We start from the raw sequence: 19105 nt of genomic DNA on the forward strand, positions 1-19105 counted from the left end.
AAATTATATATAATTTAGCAAAAAAGGAGCTTTTTTAGTTATCTAGGACAGCCCCAATATTTTTTGTATTTTCAATAAAATGCTATATTGATATAACATTTTATTAATAATAATTTTATGATTTTTAATAATAAAATATTTTATTAACATAATAATAAGACATTAGTATAATATATAATTATTATTCCTTATAATGATAAAGATATTAATTGATGTTTAATTTATTAATTTTTTGAAATATATTGCAAATAATGTTACAGCAGTGCATACAGCTATAAAGTCGGCTAATAATACAGCCATCACTTTATTTTCCATAAATAAAGTAAGTATAATAGTATTATTTTTCACTATATATAGCCAAAAATGCAGATTTTAAGTATTCTGTAAAGCAATAAGTCTATGCTTACACCAAACTTTAAAATAGAAGTATTGAAATATACAAATAAAATACTCTCTGTAAACTGCATTATGAAAGGAGAAAAGCCTAAAGCCAAACATGGAATTATTATTTTAGTAGATATTTTTTAATATTTTAATTTCAAAATAATATGTTTTGAAGTCATAAAGTATAATATACAAACTTTGAAATTTATTTTTTAATAATAAACCTATTTATATTAAATCATTGACTTTTAAAGCTGATGCTGTATTATTAATTTATTCTTAAAGAATAGGATATCAAAAATGAAGAACTTATATTTATTTATTATTTTTATTTTATTATGCTTAATTTTATCATGCTCTAATAAAGCAAGCGAAGATAAAGTATTTACAATAGTTCATATTAATGATACTCATTCAAAAAATAAAGAGTTTATTTCGGTTTCTAAAGAAGATAATTCTACAAACAGATACGGCGGTGCTGCCAGAAGAAAAACTTTTATCGATAAAGTAAAAGAAGAAAATGAAAATGTTATAGTTATGCATGCAGGAGATACAATTACAGGAAGCGTATTTTCTATTGTTTATCAGGGTATGGACGAGGCTGAACTTATGAATGATATGGGAATACAAGTATCAGCTCTCGGCAATCACGAGTTTGATTTTGGAATAGAGCAGTTAAACAGAATTATAGAAAGCAGAAATTTCCCTACAATAGCATGCAATGTTAAAGTAAAATCCTCAGGCGAAAATTATACTCTTCCATATATAATAACAAATATTAACGGCATAAATACTGCTGTAATAGGAGTTCTGCAAAGCGAAAAGATGAATATTATTCAGGGACTTGATTATATAGATATAGAAGATGAAATATCATCTTTAAAAAATCTTTTAAAAGAAATACCATTAAATACAACTAATGATATAACAATTTTACTAAGTCATGCAGGATTAGATACTGATAAAAAAATAGCATTGGAGATGCCTGATATATTTAATATTATAATAGGCGGACATACTCATACTTTATTAAAGAATCCTGTTATTATAGGAAATACAACTATAGTTCAGGCAGGACAATACGGCGAGTATATAGGCACTATTGATATTATATTTAAAGATGGAAAATATGCTTACCCTAATTATAAACTTACAAGATTAGATGAAACTATAAAAGAAGATGAAGCCGTATTATCTAAAATAGAAGAAATGCAAAGCAAAGTTGATAAGGAGTTTAATATAGAAATAGCTTCTTTGCCTTATGCCTTAACAGATGAAAATGTTAGAAACAAATCCACTGCTTTAGGAAATTTCGTTTCAGATATAGCAGCATCATCTCAGGACGGTATTGATATAGCATTAATTAATTCAGGTTCTTTAAGAGGAGAGCTTCCAAGCGGAAAAGTTACATTGGGCGATATGTATGAATTTTTTCCTTTTGACAATCTTATTGTAATTACAACTTTAAATGGCAGTCAGTTAAAAAATATATTAGAGTTATCAGCTTCGAGAAAAGGGGAGGGAGCATTTTTACAGGTTTCAAAAGACTGCATTATTAATTTCGACAGTAATGGAAAACTTTTAGAATCCTACATAAATGGCAGAGCTATAAATGATAATGAAAAATATGTTGTAGCCGCTGCCGACTATATATTTAACGGAGGCGAAAAATATATTGATGAAAGCGGAAAGCCTTTATTTCAATACGGCGAAAATATTATACATACAGGACTTGATATAAGAGATTTAATAATAAAAACTTTAAAAGAATATAAAAATGTTCCTGAAAATGCTATTGACAATACAGAGCGTATAATATTTAAATAATTTTATTATTTTGAAGTTTTTATTAATCTATTTTTCTAATAACCTTAAAGAAATTGGTTATTGTATCTTCTTCAAATTCTAAATTAAGAATATCATTTTTAAATATGCTGGCTTTTCTGCTGTCTTTATTTTCTATCATATATTTAAATTTTTCTTTGTCATTATCAGAGAATAAATTTTCTATGACAGTAAATAGTGTAAATCATATTTTATTTAAATGTAAATTATATTCTATTTATATATACACACTTTATATTTTTTATTTAATTTCTATTTATTTTTGTTAATTAAAAAATAATTTTTTTAATTTAAAAATATTTTTAAGAATAAAATATTATGTTAAGTAAAATATACTGATTGTTTTTTATCGCTTTTTGATTTATATTTTTAATATGCTGTTATTGTATAATGATATCAGTAATATTTTTTTATTATAAATATTTTTTTGTTAGATATAGTTAGAGGCGGTATGTCAGAAAGTAAAATGATAGATAAAGAAAAGATAGCCAAATCATCATTAAAAATGTCATTGGTAACTACAGTAAGCAGAATATTCGGACTTCTGAGAGATCAAATACAGGCTGCTTTGCTTGGAACTACATTTATAGCCGATGCTTTTGCAATAGGCTTTATGCTTCCTAATCTTTTAAGGAGATTATTTGCTGAAGGTAATATGGTAGCGAGTTTTATACCTGTATTTACAGAGCTTGAAAAAGAGAAGGGCAGCGAAGAATCAAAGAAATTTTTCAGAGCTGTATTTACATTGCTTGGATTAATACTTATAGGTATTGTTCTAATTGGAATAATAATATCGCCTTTGCTTGTGAAAATACTTTATAAATCGGCAGATAATAATATGCAGGCACTTAATCTTGCATCAGATTTATCAAGAATAATGTTTCCATATTTATTTTTTATATCATTAGCGGCTTTAATGCAGGGAGTACTTAATATAAGAGGATATTACTCTATATCAGCGGCAAGTCCTATTTTATTAAATGCTGTTATTATATTATCAGCCTTATTTTTTAAATTCTTTCTTCCTAATTTTTTCAGCAATATGTCTTATGTATTTGCATTTGCCGTATTAGTTGGAGGATTCGTACAGTTTTCTTATCAAATGCCTTTTGTATATAAACAAGGATTCAGCTTCAAACCTTATTTTAATTTCAAAGAACCTTATGTTATAAAGATGATAAAGCTATTTGCTCCCGGTATTTTCGGGGCTAGCATATATCAGATAAATTTACTTGTATCAACTGCATTTGCAGGTGCTATTGGAGAAGGCAGGGTATCAGCTGTTACTTTTGCTACTAGAATACATGAATTTGTACTAGGTGTTTTTGCTGTAAGCGTTGCCACTGTAATGCTTCCTACTTTAAGCAGATTGATAATCAATAATAAAAAAGATGAAGCTGTTGAAACTTTGGCTTATTCTTTAAGGCTGGTTGCTTTGATTACTATTCCTTCTGCATTCGGATTTATGGTATTAGGTAAGGAGATTGTGAGAATGATATTTGAATATGGGGCTTTTTCTTCAAAATCTACATATCTTGTATCAAGTGCTTTAAGATATTTGTCCGTATCATTGTTTTTTGTAGCTAGTTATAGAATACTTGTACAGTCATTTTATGCTATGAAGGATATGAAAACTCCTGTATATACAGCATTTTTTGCATTCATTATCAATGCTTTTAGTAATTATTTATGCGTTTATATATTTAAATTTGATATTATGGGCATATCTATATCAAGTGTTATTGCAAATATTGTATCTTTTTGTATACTATATATATTGCTTATGAAAAGAATGGCGGTAAAATCTATAATAAATAAAAAGATTGAAATTATAAAGACATTGGCTGCTAGTTTATTTATGGCGGCTTCTGTTTACGGGGCAAAATATTATTTATTATCAAATGCTGCAGATTCTAGATTATTTTTTATATTTAAAGTATTTATAGTAATATTATTTGGAATGATATCATATTCTTTAATAAATATTATATTGAAAAATGATGATTTTGTTTCATTTATTAATATGTTTAAAGGAAAATTATTGAGAAAGTTTATAAAAAAATAGTAATATCATTCTTAAATAATAAATTTAAAATATCCGATAATCTAAGCAGTAATTTTTAAATAATTAAGGTTTTTTATATGAGCTTAAAAAATAAGGTACTTTTATTGGTTGTCATAGTTGTAATTTTATCATTATCTCCTGCTATTTTTATAAATACTAAAACGAATAAAAAATCTTTGTATGATTCAGCTATGGGAATGGCGTGGAATTATTTTCATGATATATATTATGCATTTGATAATATTGTAACTTCTACAGGAGTAGGAACTATCGGATTATCAGATTTGGCTACAGTATCTTATGATTTATATTCTACTGGGACTGTCGGCGATGTAGCAGGGAATCTCAGAAAAAATATTTACCGTTTTCATAAAGCTCAGACAGGACTTCATCATGTAATAGCTAACGGCATATATTTTGAACCTAATATTGTAGAAAATAATCCTTATATGAGAGGCATACATTCTTTGTATTTGTATGATGTAGGCGATACAGGAAATATGCAGCCTAAAATAGAAGCGGCTCTCGATAATTATAATAGAGAAGAATTTTATTATTTAGCTCTTCCAGATAATTGGAATAGGGAATCTAAAAGACCTCAATATATTTATTATTCTTCTCCTTATTTAAAAAATGTAGATGAGCCTAGAAAAGTAATTTCTTTTTCATCTCCTATATATTCAAGCATTAATGATAATCTTATAGGGGTTGCTTTATCAGATGTTTCTTTAGATATAGTATATGAAGCTATTACTAATATAGTAAAAACAGGTCCTTTTAATGCTGTAATTTTTGATTCAAGAAATAAAAAAATAGTTTATCATGATAACCCTGATTATATACTTGATAATTTAGATGATGTAGAATGGCTTGGAAAATCTATTGAGAATGTAACTTTTTATACAAATCTTAGAATAAGAACTAATTATACTGCAGATAATGCTTCATACAGTATGTTTTATAATCAATTTGCTAATCATCCTGTATATAATATGATTATGTATGTTCCTGCAAACTATTTTTATGATGTATTAAATGCAACTAATAATACTATATTTGTAATATTAATAATTGCAGTTTTTATTATTATAATAGTATTAAATATAACGATACCTTTTTCATTAAAACCTTTAGAAAGAATTTCTCAGGAATTAGAATCGGGTGTATTTGATAATAATATATTTGTAAATGTCAGCAAAATTCATTCTAAAGACTCGCTTGGAAATTTAAGCACTTGGATAAGAATATTTTTTGATATGGTTCAGCATGTATTTTCAAGCGTATCTAAAACTCTTAAAGTATCAAGAGAGCAAAGCAATGCTTTAAAACTTAAAATGGCAGATATATACGATTCAGCAGCTGCTATGACAGAATCTGTAGGGCTTATAATTGATAATATATCTTCGCAGCAAACTGAATTCAAACATGTAGAAAGCAGTAATTTAGAAATATATAAAATTATAGCTTCCAGCTTGGCTGAATTAATTTCTATTAATGATATTACTAATAAGCTTCAAAGTAAAATTGATGATCAGTCAGTCAGCTTAAATCAAATTAATTCATTAACAGTTACTATGCAGAAAGATATGCATGATGTATCCATTTCTATAGGAAAATCTAAAGAAGAATCAGAACATTTAGTATCTTTGGCTGAAGATAGTAAGGCAAAAATAGTTAAAACAGAAAATATCACAAAATCGCTTATAGCATCTATAAGAGGTATTACAGATTTTGTAAATTCTACGATTGATATATCTCAGCAGACAAATATGCTTGCTATGAATGCAGCTATTGAGGCGGCACATGCTGGGGAGCAGGGTAAAGGTTTTTCGGTTGTTGCTGAAGAGATTAGAAAATTATCTGCTACTACAAATTTGCAGTCCGAGAAGGCTTGGAATATATTGAGAGATATAGAAAAAGAGATGAATCTTATTATGTCTAGTATGACTGAAAGAATAATAACAACAGAAGATATGTTAGTTAAGCTTCAGAATTTTGTTAATACTATGACTAAGGTTAAAAAGGTTGCTGATGAAAAATATGATTCTACGAAAGAGATAAGCGTATCTATAGAGAGTTTATATAATGCTGTTAAAGATATTAAAGAAGAATATACTAATTTGCATAACAGAATATCTGCAGCTAAAGATGATTTAGTAAATCTTTCTGACTTCTCTAAGAAAAATGATGAGGCTATGAAGCTTGTAACTCAAAACAGCGATGATATAGTTTCTAAAACACAGGATATGGGAAGTCAAATAGGAAATGTATTTGAACTTGTGAAAGAGACAGAACAGATTTCTAATGTTGCAAGAGATTCTGTTGATATGTTAGAAAAAGAAATGTCCAATTATGTTATAAAAGATTTTGAAGATGTTATTAAAGAAAAAATAAAAATTATCAATGAAGGCGACAGAGCTTACAGCAGACATTTATTTGTTCAAAGCATTTATAAATTTGTTATTTCTACTTTCGGAAAAGAAAAATTCCAAAAACTTTTAGAACAAATGCCTGAAGAATGCAGAAAAATATTTAAGGATGTCAAAAAGACTAAATTTAGAAAGAAATATCCTCTATCTACATCATGCTTCATACCTATGACTTCTATAATGAATGAGTTTTATGACGGTGCAAGAGAAGGCATCAGAGAAAAAGCCAGATATGATTTTAAGAAATTTAATATATTAAGAAAATTATTTATTAAAGTTGCAAAAAAGAATGCTTTAGCTGATGTATTTGTTAATTTTAGTAATAGAATGTTTAAGAATATTTATGTAGAGGTTGTTAAAGCTGAAAAAGGACGCATTATTTATCATCTGCATTATTTCCCTAATTATGATTCTATGATAGAAACTTATTATGATGAAATTATAAAAAATATATTTAGATTTAAGTACCCCAATGGCTCTAAGGTGAGAATGACAAAATCTATAAGTAAGGGCTATATTTATACTGAATATATTGTAACTTGGTAATAAAAATTAAAGTCTGAATTTCTATGAGATTTAGACTTTTTTATTATAAAAAATAATAATAAGTTTTTTTACTTTTCCGATAAAATTTTATAAGAATAATTTTTATGGGAATAGTTTATGAATATCACTGATAAATATAATTTAAGTATGAATAGTGCTAATTTTTCTAAATTAGAAAATACTAAAAAACAATACGGCAGTTCCAAATTCACTATAGAATCTAATTCTAAAGAAAATAATAATAATGCAGTATCATCGAAATACGATAAAGATTTAGAGAAAAAGCGTTTAAGACAAGTTTCAGAAGATTTTGAGGCTTTGATGATTAATCAGATGCTAAAAGAGATGAGAAAAACTGTTAATAAAAGCGGTTTAATAGACGGAGGAATGGCAGAGCAGATATTTGAAGATATGCTTTATGATGAATATTCAAAAGAATTTTCAAAAACAAAAACTTTCGGACTTGCTGATGTAATATATAATCAAATGGAAAAATATATTTGATATTTTAATTCTTTTTATTTTATTTCAGAAAATGTTTTTTATAAAAAGAAGCAGACGGATTTTTTTTATTTTATTAAATATTTATTAATTTTATGATTAAAATATTGAAGCTTGTATTTATATCTTTTATAATGCTTTTCATAAACTATGACAGCATTAAGCATATCGACAAATATTATTTTACTATAAATCAATTATGTTTAATTAGAAATATTACAGGCTTCCCATGTCCAAGCTGCGGCATGACAAGGGCTTATATAGAAATATCAAAATTCAATTTTAGAAAAGCATTTTATTATCATCCTTTGTTTATATTTCCAAGTATTATTTTCTTTGTAATCATATTTAAAAAAAAGTTAAAGATAGCAGAATATATTTATAATAATAATTATATCATTATATCAATAATATTAATTTTTATATTAGTATATATTATTAGATTTATATTATTCTTTCCAAATGAAGAGCCTTTTACATATAATTATAACAGTCAGTTTTATACTTTATTTAAAATACTAATAGATGCATTTAAATAAATATTTTTGTTATTATTTATTATTTTATACAGTATAGCAAAGAATATATTATAAATATTAAACTATATCATATATCAATAACTTAAATATTTTGTAAACCTATATAACTCAATATTTACTTATTTCTTAAAGAATAGTATAATAGCAGCATTATGAAAAAAACATTTCTTATTATTGACGCTTTTGGTATACTTTACAGATACCATTTTATTTTTTTGAAAAGACCTCTTTTAAACTCTAAAGGGCAGAATGTTTCATCTATTAATGGTTTTATGAGAACTTATTTCTCGCTTATTAATACATATCCATCAGAATATGTAGCTATAGCATTGGACAGTTCAAGAAAAACATTTAGAAATGAAATATATAAAGAGTATAAAGAGAATAGAGAGAGTATGCCTGATGATTTAAGAAGCCAGATACCTATACTTTATAAGCTTATAGATGCTTTGGGGATATCGAGAATAGTTTTAGATAATTATGAGGCTGATGATATTGTAGGCACTATTTCCGAAAAAAATAAAAAAGAGAATATCAAAACTATTATTTATTCTCCTGATAAGGATATACTTCAGCTTGTAGATGATGATGTAAGAGTAGTTGCCAGCAATAAAGATAATGAGCTTATGGAGTATGATAGAGATACTGTTAAAGAAAAAAGAGGAGTTTATCCTAATCAAATAATAGATTTGCTTGCTCTTATGGGAGATGCTTCAGATAATATACCGGGAGTAAAGGGAGTAGGGGAGAAGACGGCTGTAAAACTTCTTGAGGAGTATGATAGTTTAGACGGAATATATGAAAATATAGATTCTATTAAAGGAAAACTTCAGGAAAAATTGATTGAATCAAAAGACAATGCATATATGAGCTATAAACTTGCTTCTATTGAAAGAAATATAAAAGATTTTAATTTGGATTATAATGAGATAGCAAGCAGTAAAATTGATATTGATGAAGTTAATAAAATATTAGATGAATTAGAATTAAAGCAGATAAGAGATAAAATCAATTCTTATATATATAGTTCTTCTTCAAAAAAAGATGATAAGGTAAAAATATCAAATAATGAAGATTCTAATAATATAGAAAAAGAAGAAACTGCTATACTGACAGCTAAGGATAATAAAGCTAGTTATTATTTAATAGAAAATGAAACAGAGCTTCAAAATCTTTTAAATGATATTAACAGCAAAAAACTTGTATGCATAGACTTTGAAACTACAGGATTAGATATATTTAAAGATACTATAATAGGAATTTCTTTTGCAATAAAATCTAATGAAGCATTTTATTTGGATTTAAGCGGAAGAACAAATATAGATAAAGAAAAGTGTATGAATCTTGTATTTGAAACTTTAGCAAAAGAAGATATAAAAATCATAGGACATAATCTTAAATATGAATACAAAATGATGAGGGCTATTAATAAAAGTTTCGGGAATTTATATTTTGATACTATGGTGGCTGCTTATTTGATTAATCCTACAAGAGGAAGATATAATATGGACGATTTGGCTATTGCTTATCTTTCATATAATACTATTAAATACAGCGATTTGACGGACAATGCTAAAAAGACTTTATTAGATGCTCCTTTAAAAGATGTTGTTGAATATGCATGCGAAGATGCTGATATAACATTTAGATTTTATGAATGCTTTGCTCCGCTTTTAAAAACTCATAATCTTGAAGAATTATTTTTCAATATAGAAATGCCTCTTGTAAATGTGCTTGCTGATATGGAATTTGACGGCGTTTATATAAGCAGCGAAAAAATGAAATCATTGTCAGATGAATATACTTTGCTTTTGGAAAAAACTAAAGAGAAAATATATTCAGAAGCAGGCGAAGAGTTTAATCTGCAGTCTCCTAAACAGCTTGAATATATATTATTTGATAAGATGGGAATAGCTCCTCTTAAGAAAACTAAAACAGGGTTTTCTACTGATGAGGAAGTATTAACTGAACTTGCTCAGAAAGAAAAAATAGCTGAATATATGCTTACATACAGAAAGTATGCAAAATTAAAAAATACTTATCTTGATGTTTTCCCTACTTTAATAAATGAAAAAACAAGAAGAATACATGCATCTTTCAATCAAACAGTAACAGCTACAGGACGCTTATCATCATCAGAACCTAATTTGCAAAATATTCCGGTGAGAGGCGAAGAAGGACGCGATATAAGAAATACATTTATAGCAGAGAAAGGAAATTTGCTTATAGCTGCTGACTATTCTCAGATAGAATTAAGATTATTAGCACATTTCAGCAATGATCCTGCATTAGTTGAAGCATTCAAAAATAATGATGATATTCATAGAAAAACAGCGATGAAAATATATTCTGTGAGTAAAGAGCATGTAACTGCCTCAATGAGAAACACAGCTAAAATAATAAATTTCTCTATCATTTACGGAAAAACAGCATTCGGACTTTCAAAAGAGCTTGGAATAAAAAGAAAAGATGCTGAAGATTTCATAAAAGGTTATTTTGAAACATATTCCAAAGTAAAGCCTTTCTGCGAGGAAGTTGTTGAGGAAGTAAGAAATAAAGGCTATGTTCGTACTATGTGCGGAAGAATTAGAGATTTATCAAAAACTATAAATTCATCTAATGCTATGGCTAGAAATGAGGCTGAGAGAATGGCTTTAAATACTCTCATTCAGGGAAGTGCAGCTGATATGATAAAAGTTGCTATGTCGGCTATACATAAAGAGTTTAAAAATCATTTAAAAACTGCCAAGATAGTTATGCAGGTTCATGATGAATTAGTAGTTGAAGTTTCTGAAAAAGAGGCTGATAAGGCTATGATTATAATGAAAGAGATAATGGAGCATTCTGTAAAAACAAATGTCCCTATAATTGTAGATATACATAAAGGAAACAGCTGGGGAGAGATTCATTAATTAATTGAGTTCATAAAATATTATTAATTAAAGTAAAAGAATTTTATTGTAAATATGTATAAATGTTTTTTTATTAGTATGATTTTAAACTAATTTGAATTTTTTATTTCTTTGTATAAGTACGCCTAAATATGCATATTTAAAATATAATAAAAAACAGTATAATATTATTTTTAATGATTTTATTATTTGGAGTTTATAAATGAAAATAATTGAAATTGCTGATTATGATTATAATTGGAATAATTTATATACAGAAGAAGAAAAAAAAATTAAAAATATTCTTAAATCTATATTAATAAATATTTATCATATAGGAAGCACATCGATAGAAAATTTAAAAGCAAAACCTATTATAGATATATTAGCTGCAGTAGATGATATAAATAAAGTTGATTCTTATAATGATGATTTTTCTGATATAGGATATAAAGCTATGGGAGAAAATGGAATATCAAAAAGAAGATTTTTTATTAAAGACTATACTGATAAAAATGGAATAGAAAAAAGATTTTCCCATATTCATATATTTGATATTAATAATAAATTTGATATAGAAAGGCATTTAGCTTTTAGGGATTTTTTAAGGGCTAATAAAGATATTGCAGAAGAATATGTGAAAATAAAATTGGAAGCTTTGAAAAATTGTAATAATGATATTGAATTATATTGCAATTATAAAGATAGATTTATAAAAGATACTGAACAAACAGCATTAGAGTTTTATAAAAATAATTAAATTTAGATAATGTATTTATTGCAATTTTTTATACATCTATATTATTTATGGATTAATATTATTATGAAACACTGCTTTATTAATTTTTTTATTGTTTAGAAATATTTTTTATGAAATCTTTTTCAAAACTTTCAAAGCTTGAAATTTTAACATCTTTAAAATAACGGTTTTTATAATCAGTTGTTAATCTTGCACAATCTTCATTTATATTAACTCTGTCTCTATTTATTTTATTTTGTGAAGTATAATTATCTGAATTTTCATTTACTATTAAATAGTAATATATATTCAAATTTAAGATAGAATTAAATTTAATATTTTCATCTATCATTTTATTAATGATTTTATGTATAGTTATTAAACTTTCTATACCTTTCAATTTTATTTCATTTTTTAATTTTTGTTTGAAATCTTTACTGCTTTTAGAGTTTATTAATAAAGATGTATTTTTGAACTCTATTAAATATATTATATTATCCTGTATATGTATCATATCGGCAGATTTTGGTTTATTATTCTTTTTTAGATTAGAAGTTATTTTATCAAAATTAAAAACTTCTGTATCTAAAGTTATTTTACTTATGTTTTTATCGATATCTTTGCACACTTCCGATATTTTATCTTTACAATTATCAAAATCTGTATTCAATATATCTTTTAATCGGTTCGTAATTATAGTTATCCGTTCTGATGTCATTTTTTTGCTTCATTCCATAATGTATCTTTATCTAATTTTCTATAGGCATCAGCTAAAGTTTTATATATGCTTTCTATATCATCATTAACATTTTTTATTAGAGCATATCCGTCATCTTGTTTTTCACTTAAATAAAAATTAGTTTTATCCGCAATTTTTTCTGACTTTTCTGAGTATTTTTGTACAGCTTCTATAAAATAAGGGCTATGAGAATTAATTAAAATTTGTATATCTAATTCTTCTGCCATTTTTACCATAAGTTTAGCATATTCAATTTGCCATTTAGGGTGTAAATGTACTTCAGGTTCATCAAGTATTAAAATATGCTTATCATTGAAAATACCTGCTTTTAAAAGCAAATCTATTATAGCAAAAGATTTTATACCTACAGCAGTATTAGATAATTCTATTTCATTATTTCCTTTTGTAAATAGAAACTTTCTTTTTTCATTATTATATTCAATATAACCTCCAATATTTTTTCTAATATAATTAGAAAATGACTTTATGCTTGTTATAGTATTATCAATATTTAAATATGTTTCATCTATATTATTAAGTAAAGTTATTTTTTCAAATAAATCATGTATGTGATTTTTAGCCTTTATCATATTTCTTATATATCTTCTTTCAAAAATATTAAATCCATCTAAGTAATTATCCATAACATAAAATATAAAAGGGGTCTCTACATATGTTATATCTTTAGCATATATATTACCAATAGGAATATTGGTATCGATTCTATTGCTGTTTATTTGAAAATCTATTATTTTATTATTATTATATAAAATAGATATATTTGATTTTTCTGAATAAAATGAAGCCATTTGATTACCAAATTCTGATTTTTTTTGTATTTCTATACTGAAATATTTTTTTTCATTTTCAGATATAGAGCTATATTTTACATTCAAAAGTTCATCTATATTTTTAGATATACAGTTGTATAAATTATATCTTTTTAGATTAAAAATAATATCATCTTTATTATTTTTATTTATATCTTTTATGTCATCTAGTAGCGTATCTAACAAATGATATTTTGCATCAATATTATTTTTATTTATGATTTCGTTATCTAAAATTCTTTTAATATCATCTAATATTGATAATATATTATTGTTTATATAAATATTATAATAAATTTCTGAATTGTTTAAACCTGCTACTATTGAATACAAAGCTTTACTAACTGTACTTTTTCCTGTATCATTTTCACCAGCTATTAAAGTAAGCCCGTCTAATATGATATCAGCTTCTTTTATCATTCCTATGTTTCTTAATTGAAGTTCCATATTGATTCCAAATTATATATTAAATGATTTAGTATTATTATATTACAAAAAATTATTTTGTAAAACCTTCAGTCTTTTCAAAAACTTCTATGTACTTCTTTATGCCTTTGGCAGCAGCTTTTACCATTTTTAGTCTTGTATCTTTGGTATTCATAAATTTAGCATCTTCAGGATTAGTAATGAAGCCTAATTCTATTAATGTAGAAGGCATAACAGCACCTTTCAAAACATAAAATAAAGCATTTTGTACAGGTTTTGTTCTTCTTGCAACTCCCGAAACTTTAAGTACTTCTTCAGTAATTAATTCAGCTAATAATTTACTTTCTTTCTGATACTGTTCTATAAGCATATAATTATGTGTAAGCTGGCTAGAATCCTTTTCATATTTTGAAGTATCTATATTATCAAATTTAACTAAAGCATCATTTTCAAGCATTGATACAGCCTTTGCATATTCGCTTGATTCCTGAGCACTTACAAAATATGCTTCAAATCCTTTGGCTTTTGTATTGAATGATGCATTTGCGTGAATACTTACAAATAATGCATTTTTTGCTTTATCAGTATTTATCTTTGCTGCATTATTAGCTATTTCAAAACGTTTTTCAAGAGTAGGATAAGTATCTCCTGTTCTTGTTAGTACAATTTTAATATTAGGAAGCAAATTTTCCAATTCTTCTTTTAACTCTAGTGAAAAAGCTAAAGCTATATCCTTTTCAAGCAGTTTATCTACTCCTACAGCTCCGGGGTCTTTTCCTCCGTGTCCGGGGTCTATAATTATGGTAGATATAGTTTTTTCATTAAATTTATTTACAGCAGGATTAAAAGCCTCTTTTAAATCTTCTACTTTTATGTTCAAATTACTTAATTTTATCTTATCATTATTTTGTGCATAAAGTAAATGACAAGTATTAAACAAAGCTAATACAATAATGAAAAATAATGTTATTCTTCGTCTTCTTTGATTTCCTCTGAATAACCGCAATCTTCCTTGATACAAATTTTAAACAATCCTTTGTTTTTTATGTTTTTCTCAACCATAAGCCCATTGCATTTAGGACAAGGCTCTTGAATAGGTTTATCCCAACTTACAAAATCGCATTTAGGATAATTGGAACATCCGTAAAATTCTCTGCCTCTTTTGGATCTCTTTAAAGTAATATCTCCTGTGCATTTAGGACATACTCCGAAAGATATTCCTTTGGTATTTTTGCATTCAGGAAAACCTGAACATGCAATAAAATATCCGTATCTTCCAAGCCTTTTTATCATCTTCTTGCCGCATTTCTCGCATATAAAATCTGTTTCTTCATTGAAAAAGTCTTTCATATTATTTATATTTTCAGCGGCTGTTTTCAATGTATCCAAAAAATTAGGATAGAACTCTATCAATATATTATTCCATTCTATATTATCGTCTTCTATTTTATCAAGTTTACTCTCCATATCAGCTGTAAAGTTAATATTTACTAATTCAGGGAAATTTTCGCTGATAAGTTCATTAACAAGCTTTCCTAACTCGGTAGGTACTAGCTGTTTTCCTTTTCTCTGTACATAATGCCTTGATATTATAGTTTTAATAGTAGGTGCATAAGTAGAAGGTCTTCCTATTCCCGATTCTTCGAGTATTTTAACAAGCGAAGCATCTGTATATCTTGGAGGCGGTGCTGTAAAATGCTGCTGCGGATTATTTTCTACAAATTCGCATATATCATCTTTTGATAAATTAGGCATTTTTGAAGCCTTTTCCTTATCTTCTTTATCTATTGTAAGAACTTTCATAAATCCGTCGAATTCTATTTTTGAAGAAGAAAGAGAAAATTCGCACTCTCCTGCAGTTATTATAGCCCTTGTATTTTTCATTTTAGCAGGAAGCATTTGAGATGATACAAATCTCTCCCATATAAGTTTATACAGTTTATATTGATCTGTTTTTAAATATTCTTTTATGCTGTCAGGAGTTAAAAATACATTGGTAGGTCTTATAGCCTCGTGTGCGTCCTGAGCATTCTTTTTTACTGAATATGCAGGAGGTTCAGGAGGCAGATAATTATTTCCATATTCTTTTTCTATAAATTCTCTTGCCTGTTCCTGTGCAACAGGTGATATTCTTACACTATCGGTACGCATATATGTTATTAAACCTGTAGCCTCTCCCGCTATATCCACACCTTCATAAAGAGACTGAGCAACCTGCATAGTTTTTGAAGCACTGTATCCTAATGCACTGCTTGCTGCCTGCTGAAGTTTGCTTGTAGTATATGGTGCTGTAGGATTTCTTAATCTGTCTTTTATTTCTATATTAGTAACTATATATGTTTTGTCTTTTAGATGCTCCATTATATCTTCAGTATCTTGTTTTGTTTTTAAGTCAGGCTTTTCCCCTTTATATTTTTGAAGTTCTGCCAAAAATTCTTTATTTTTATGCTTTAAAAATACACCGAAAGTCCAATATTCTACAGGAATAAAAGTCTCAATTTCACCTTCTCTATTGCATATAATAAGCAAAGCAACATTCTGTACTCTGCCTGCAGAAAGTCCTCTTTTAATTTTTTCCCAAAGAAGAGGGCTTAAATTATAGCCAATAAGTCTGTCTAATACCCTTCTTGCCTTTTGAGCATTTACTTTTGAAATATCTATATCTCTAGGCTTATCAATAGCCTCTTTTAATGCATCTTTTGTTATCTCGTGAAAAACTATTCTTTTTATAGGTACGGCAGAATTCACCCCTCTGATTTTATTTCCTATATGCCAAGCAATGCTTTCTCCCTCTCTGTCATCATCCGCTGCAAGCAGTACTTCCTGTGCTTTTTTAGCTTCTTTTTTCAAGTCATTTAATATTTTAGCCCTTCCTCTTATAGTAATATATTCAGGCTCAAATCCATTATCAACATCTATAGCTAGTCTGCTTCTAGGCAAATCTATTAAATGCCCCATTGATGACATTACTATATAATCAGAGCCTAAATATCTATTAATTGTTTTGGCTTTTGCAGGAGACTCTACTATAACAAGTTTTTTCTTTTTGGATTCTTTTTTAGTTTTTTTCTTATCTGTTTTTTTTACTTTTTCTTCTGCTGTCTTGGGCATAGTTAAATCTCCTTTAATATTATAAAAGTTATATATTATTATTTTATTATTTTTCTATAGTATAATATTTTCCTGATAATTGTTTTATAATACCTTTTATCTCCAACTGCATTAATATAGAAGCTGCTGACTGTACTTTTATATTGCTTTCTTCTGCAATTTGATCGATATGTATTTTATCTGTCTGCTTTATTATATTGTAAAGCAGTTTTTCATCTTTTTCTAAATTTAATTCCATACTGCTTTTTTTAGTTTTATTAATCTTTTTTTCTTTTTTTGCTGTTTCTGAAGCATTATTATTTTTTATTTTTTCTGTATTTTTTGTATATATAATATCTTTTTTTGAAGTTTTAGCTTCTATATCTCCGCCTTCAAAATATTTTAATTTCATTTTTACATAATCATCATCATTAGAGAATATAGAATCAAAATCTTCTAATATATCTATAAAATTATAAGCTATTTTAGCACCGTCTTTATATAATTTATGATTTCCGAAATAACAGCTTTTTTTCTCATCATAAGGGGCAATATAAACATCCCTTCCCTGATTAAGAGCATAATCAACGGTAATCAAAGCACCCGACTTACTTGCTGCCTCTACCATAACAACAGCATACGAAAGCCCTGATATTATTCTGTTTCTTCTAGGAAAGTTCATTCTGTCAGGCTTTCTTCCTACTTCAAATTCGCTTACTATAATACCTTTTTCTGATAATTTATTATATATCTGCAAATTCTCAGAAGGATAAACATTATCTATACCATTTCCTAAAACGGCTGCTGTATTAGTATTTGAAGATATTGCTCCGAAATGTGCTTCTCTATCCACTCCTTTAGCCATTCCTGATACAACCGTTATATTCATAGATGATAATTTACTTGCAAGCTCAAAAGAATATTTTCGGCTTTCATTGGAAGGCTCTCTTGTGCCTACTATTGCTATGGAATTTCTTCTAAGCTTTTTTAAATCGCCCTTATAATAAAGTATATACGGAGGATTATCTATTTGCTTTAAATTAAAAGGATATTCTTCATCAAATAAACTGAGTATGCCTATACCATAATTATTTGATTTTTCTACTATTGCTTCGGCTTTATCCAATATTTCGTTTTTATAAAAATTTCCTATTTGAGATTTAAATTTTTTCTCTAGTAATTTTTTTATATTCTCTTCTTTATCCTCAAAAATATTTTCTACAGATTCATAATGATTAATAAGCTCGGATATTCTTTTATCTCCTACTTTATCAATTTGATTCAAGGCTATCAAATAAGTCTTTATACTGCAATTTTTACTCAATTTTGCTGTCCTATAATTTGATTAATATTATTCAAAACAGTTTGTTTTAAATTATTTTCAACAGGCATATTGAGTATTTTTCTATATGCTGCTACTGCTTCATTATAATTTCTTCTGCTGTACTGTATTCTGGCTAATAAAAATAAATAATCTGCATTATTAGGATTTATTTCAACAGCTTTTTTAATATTTTCAAAAGCTTCTTCATAATTATCCTGATGTACTCCTTTTAATGATGCTAAAGCGGCATAATAGTTTGCATTATTAGAATCTTTACTTATTGCAAACACTATATTATTTTCTGCTCTTTTTATAAAATTAGTCTTTTGTTCATAAGTATCAGCACTCTCTGATAAATTCATATAAGATATTCCAAGTCCGTATCTTAAATAAGGGCTGTTCGGCAGTATTTTTAAAGCCTCTGTAAAATATTTAGCTGAATATGCATACTGCTGTTTTGCCAAGCTTCTTTCTGCTAATACTCTGTAAACTGCAGCAAGTCTGTCCTGAGCATATATTTTCTGATTTATAATACTATTGTATGTAGAAGTTATTTCAAGCAAAGCCTTATCATCATCTTCATTTTTACCTTTTTCATATAAATTATAGGCTTTATTTAAATTAAACCTGTTCGTAAATACTTGCTTATCGCAGGATAAAGCAGATAAAAAACAAATTATTAATATAAAATATTTAAAAATCTCTTTCATTTAATTTTTTCCTAATTTTCCTTATCTCTACTATAATAATATAAAAT

Annotated in this window: 15 protein-coding genes; 8 read left to right on the forward strand and 7 right to left on the reverse strand. The window is 26.7% G+C overall.

The genetic code is table 11. The features are described from left to right. Window positions 1-216: 216 nt before the first annotated feature. Window positions 217-348: a hypothetical protein gene (locus tag QZ288_RS04980; RefSeq protein WP_295155808.1), complete on the reverse strand. Its 132-nt coding sequence runs from the start codon at window positions 346-348 to the stop codon at window positions 217-219. Window positions 349-399: 51 nt separating this feature from the next. Here QZ288_RS04980 and QZ288_RS04985 point away from each other — a divergent pair, with 51 nt between their 5' ends. From QZ288_RS04985 to QZ288_RS05020, 8 genes are all read left to right on the forward strand, one after another. Then, a complete protein-coding gene (locus QZ288_RS04985; protein WP_295155811.1) occupies window positions 400-528 on the forward strand; it encodes a hypothetical protein in 129 nt (42 codons plus the stop codon). Window positions 529-684: 156 nt separating this feature from the next. Next, entirely contained in the window at window positions 685-2211 is a 1527-nt protein-coding gene (locus tag QZ288_RS04990; RefSeq protein ID WP_295155814.1) for a bifunctional UDP-sugar hydrolase/5'-nucleotidase, read from the forward strand. A 469-nt stretch (window positions 2212-2680) separates the two neighbouring features. Beyond that, window positions 2681-4294: a murein biosynthesis integral membrane protein MurJ gene (gene murJ / locus QZ288_RS04995; protein WP_295155816.1), complete on the forward strand. Its 1614-nt coding sequence runs from the start codon at window positions 2681-2683 to the stop codon at window positions 4292-4294. Window positions 4295-4371: 77 nt separating this feature from the next. Continuing rightward, window positions 4372-7269: a methyl-accepting chemotaxis protein gene (locus tag QZ288_RS05000; protein WP_295155819.1), complete on the forward strand. Its 2898-nt coding sequence runs from the start codon at window positions 4372-4374 to the stop codon at window positions 7267-7269. Window positions 7270-7386: 117 nt separating this feature from the next. Further along, window positions 7387-7773, forward strand: a complete 387-nt coding sequence (locus tag QZ288_RS05005; protein ID WP_295155821.1) for a rod-binding protein — start codon at window positions 7387-7389, stop codon at window positions 7771-7773. Window positions 7774-7904: 131 nt separating this feature from the next. Beyond that, window positions 7905-8309 carry a DUF2752 domain-containing protein gene (locus QZ288_RS05010; RefSeq protein WP_295155914.1) on the forward strand — a complete coding sequence of 135 codons (405 nt, stop codon included), beginning with the start codon at window positions 7905-7907 and terminating at the stop codon, window positions 8307-8309. A gap of 152 nt (window positions 8310-8461) precedes the next feature. Further along, the gene (polA, locus tag QZ288_RS05015; RefSeq protein ID WP_295155824.1) at window positions 8462-11221 is read left to right on the forward strand and encodes a DNA polymerase I; all 2760 of its coding nucleotides are present in this window, start codon (window positions 8462-8464) and stop codon (window positions 11219-11221) included. A 202-nt stretch (window positions 11222-11423) separates the two neighbouring features. Further along, window positions 11424-11960 (forward strand): GrpB family protein, encoded by a 537-nt coding sequence (locus QZ288_RS05020; protein ID WP_295155827.1) that lies wholly within the window; start codon window positions 11424-11426, stop codon window positions 11958-11960. A gap of 88 nt (window positions 11961-12048) precedes the next feature. Here the strand turns inward: QZ288_RS05020 and QZ288_RS05025 are convergent, their stop codons facing one another. Genes QZ288_RS05025 through QZ288_RS05050 form a run of 6 tightly spaced genes read right to left on the reverse strand, consistent with a single transcriptional unit; the run spans window position 12049 to window position 19058 of the window. Beyond that, entirely contained in the window at window positions 12049-12657 is a 609-nt protein-coding gene (locus tag QZ288_RS05025; protein WP_295155830.1) for a hypothetical protein, read from the reverse strand. Further along, the gene (locus QZ288_RS05030) at window positions 12654-13955 is read right to left on the reverse strand and encodes an AAA family ATPase (RefSeq protein WP_295155832.1); all 1302 of its coding nucleotides are present in this window, start codon (window positions 13953-13955) and stop codon (window positions 12654-12656) included. The genes QZ288_RS05025 and QZ288_RS05030 overlap by 4 nt, the downstream gene beginning before the upstream one ends. A gap of 52 nt (window positions 13956-14007) precedes the next feature. Further along, window positions 14008-14955: an N-acetylmuramoyl-L-alanine amidase gene (locus QZ288_RS05035; RefSeq protein ID WP_295155835.1), complete on the reverse strand. Its 948-nt coding sequence runs from the start codon at window positions 14953-14955 to the stop codon at window positions 14008-14010. Beyond that, entirely contained in the window at window positions 14901-17045 is a 2145-nt protein-coding gene (gene topA / locus QZ288_RS05040) for a type I DNA topoisomerase (RefSeq protein WP_295155837.1), read from the reverse strand. Before topA ends, QZ288_RS05035 begins: the two co-directional genes overlap by 55 nt. Window positions 17046-17091: 46 nt before the next feature. Next, window positions 17092-18348 (reverse strand): DNA-processing protein DprA, encoded by a 1257-nt coding sequence (gene dprA, locus QZ288_RS05045; protein WP_295155839.1) that lies wholly within the window; start codon window positions 18346-18348, stop codon window positions 17092-17094. Then, complete coding sequence (locus QZ288_RS05050; protein WP_295155842.1) at window positions 18345-19058, reverse strand: tetratricopeptide repeat protein; 714 nt, start codon at window positions 19056-19058, stop codon at window positions 18345-18347. The genes dprA and QZ288_RS05050 overlap by 4 nt, the downstream gene beginning before the upstream one ends. Between the last annotated feature and the right edge of the window lie 47 nt (window positions 19059-19105).

It is taken from the genome of uncultured Brachyspira sp. (genome assembly GCF_910578695.1).
Lineage (GTDB): Bacteria > Spirochaetota > Brachyspiria > Brachyspirales > Brachyspiraceae > Brachyspira.

Excerpts from the sequence above, each read along its gene's own strand:
- murJ (WP_295155816.1), top strand. The coding sequence starts at position 2,681 with ATGTCAGAAAGTAAAATGATAGATAAAGAAAAGATAGCCAAATCATCA.
- topA (WP_295155837.1), bottom strand. The coding sequence starts at position 17,045 with ATGCCCAAGACAGCAGAAGAAAAAGTAAAAAAAACAGATAAGAAAAAA.
- QZ288_RS05005 (WP_295155821.1), top strand. The coding sequence starts at position 7,387 with ATGAATATCACTGATAAATATAATTTAAGTATGAATAGTGCTAATTTT.
- polA (WP_295155824.1), top strand. The coding sequence starts at position 8,462 with ATGAAAAAAACATTTCTTATTATTGACGCTTTTGGTATACTTTACAGA.
- QZ288_RS04990 (WP_295155814.1), top strand. The coding sequence starts at position 685 with ATGAAGAACTTATATTTATTTATTATTTTTATTTTATTATGCTTAATT.
- QZ288_RS04985 (WP_295155811.1), top strand. The coding sequence starts at position 400 with ATGCTTACACCAAACTTTAAAATAGAAGTATTGAAATATACAAATAAA.
- QZ288_RS05025 (WP_295155830.1), bottom strand. The coding sequence starts at position 12,657 with ATGACATCAGAACGGATAACTATAATTACGAACCGATTAAAAGATATA.
- QZ288_RS05030 (WP_295155832.1), bottom strand. The coding sequence starts at position 13,955 with ATGGAACTTCAATTAAGAAACATAGGAATGATAAAAGAAGCTGATATC.
- QZ288_RS05010 (WP_295155914.1), top strand. The coding sequence starts at position 7,905 with ATGCTTTTCATAAACTATGACAGCATTAAGCATATCGACAAATATTAT.
- QZ288_RS05050 (WP_295155842.1), bottom strand. The coding sequence starts at position 19,058 with ATGAAAGAGATTTTTAAATATTTTATATTAATAATTTGTTTTTTATCT.
- QZ288_RS05000 (WP_295155819.1), top strand. The coding sequence starts at position 4,372 with ATGAGCTTAAAAAATAAGGTACTTTTATTGGTTGTCATAGTTGTAATT.
- QZ288_RS05020 (WP_295155827.1), top strand. The coding sequence starts at position 11,424 with ATGAAAATAATTGAAATTGCTGATTATGATTATAATTGGAATAATTTA.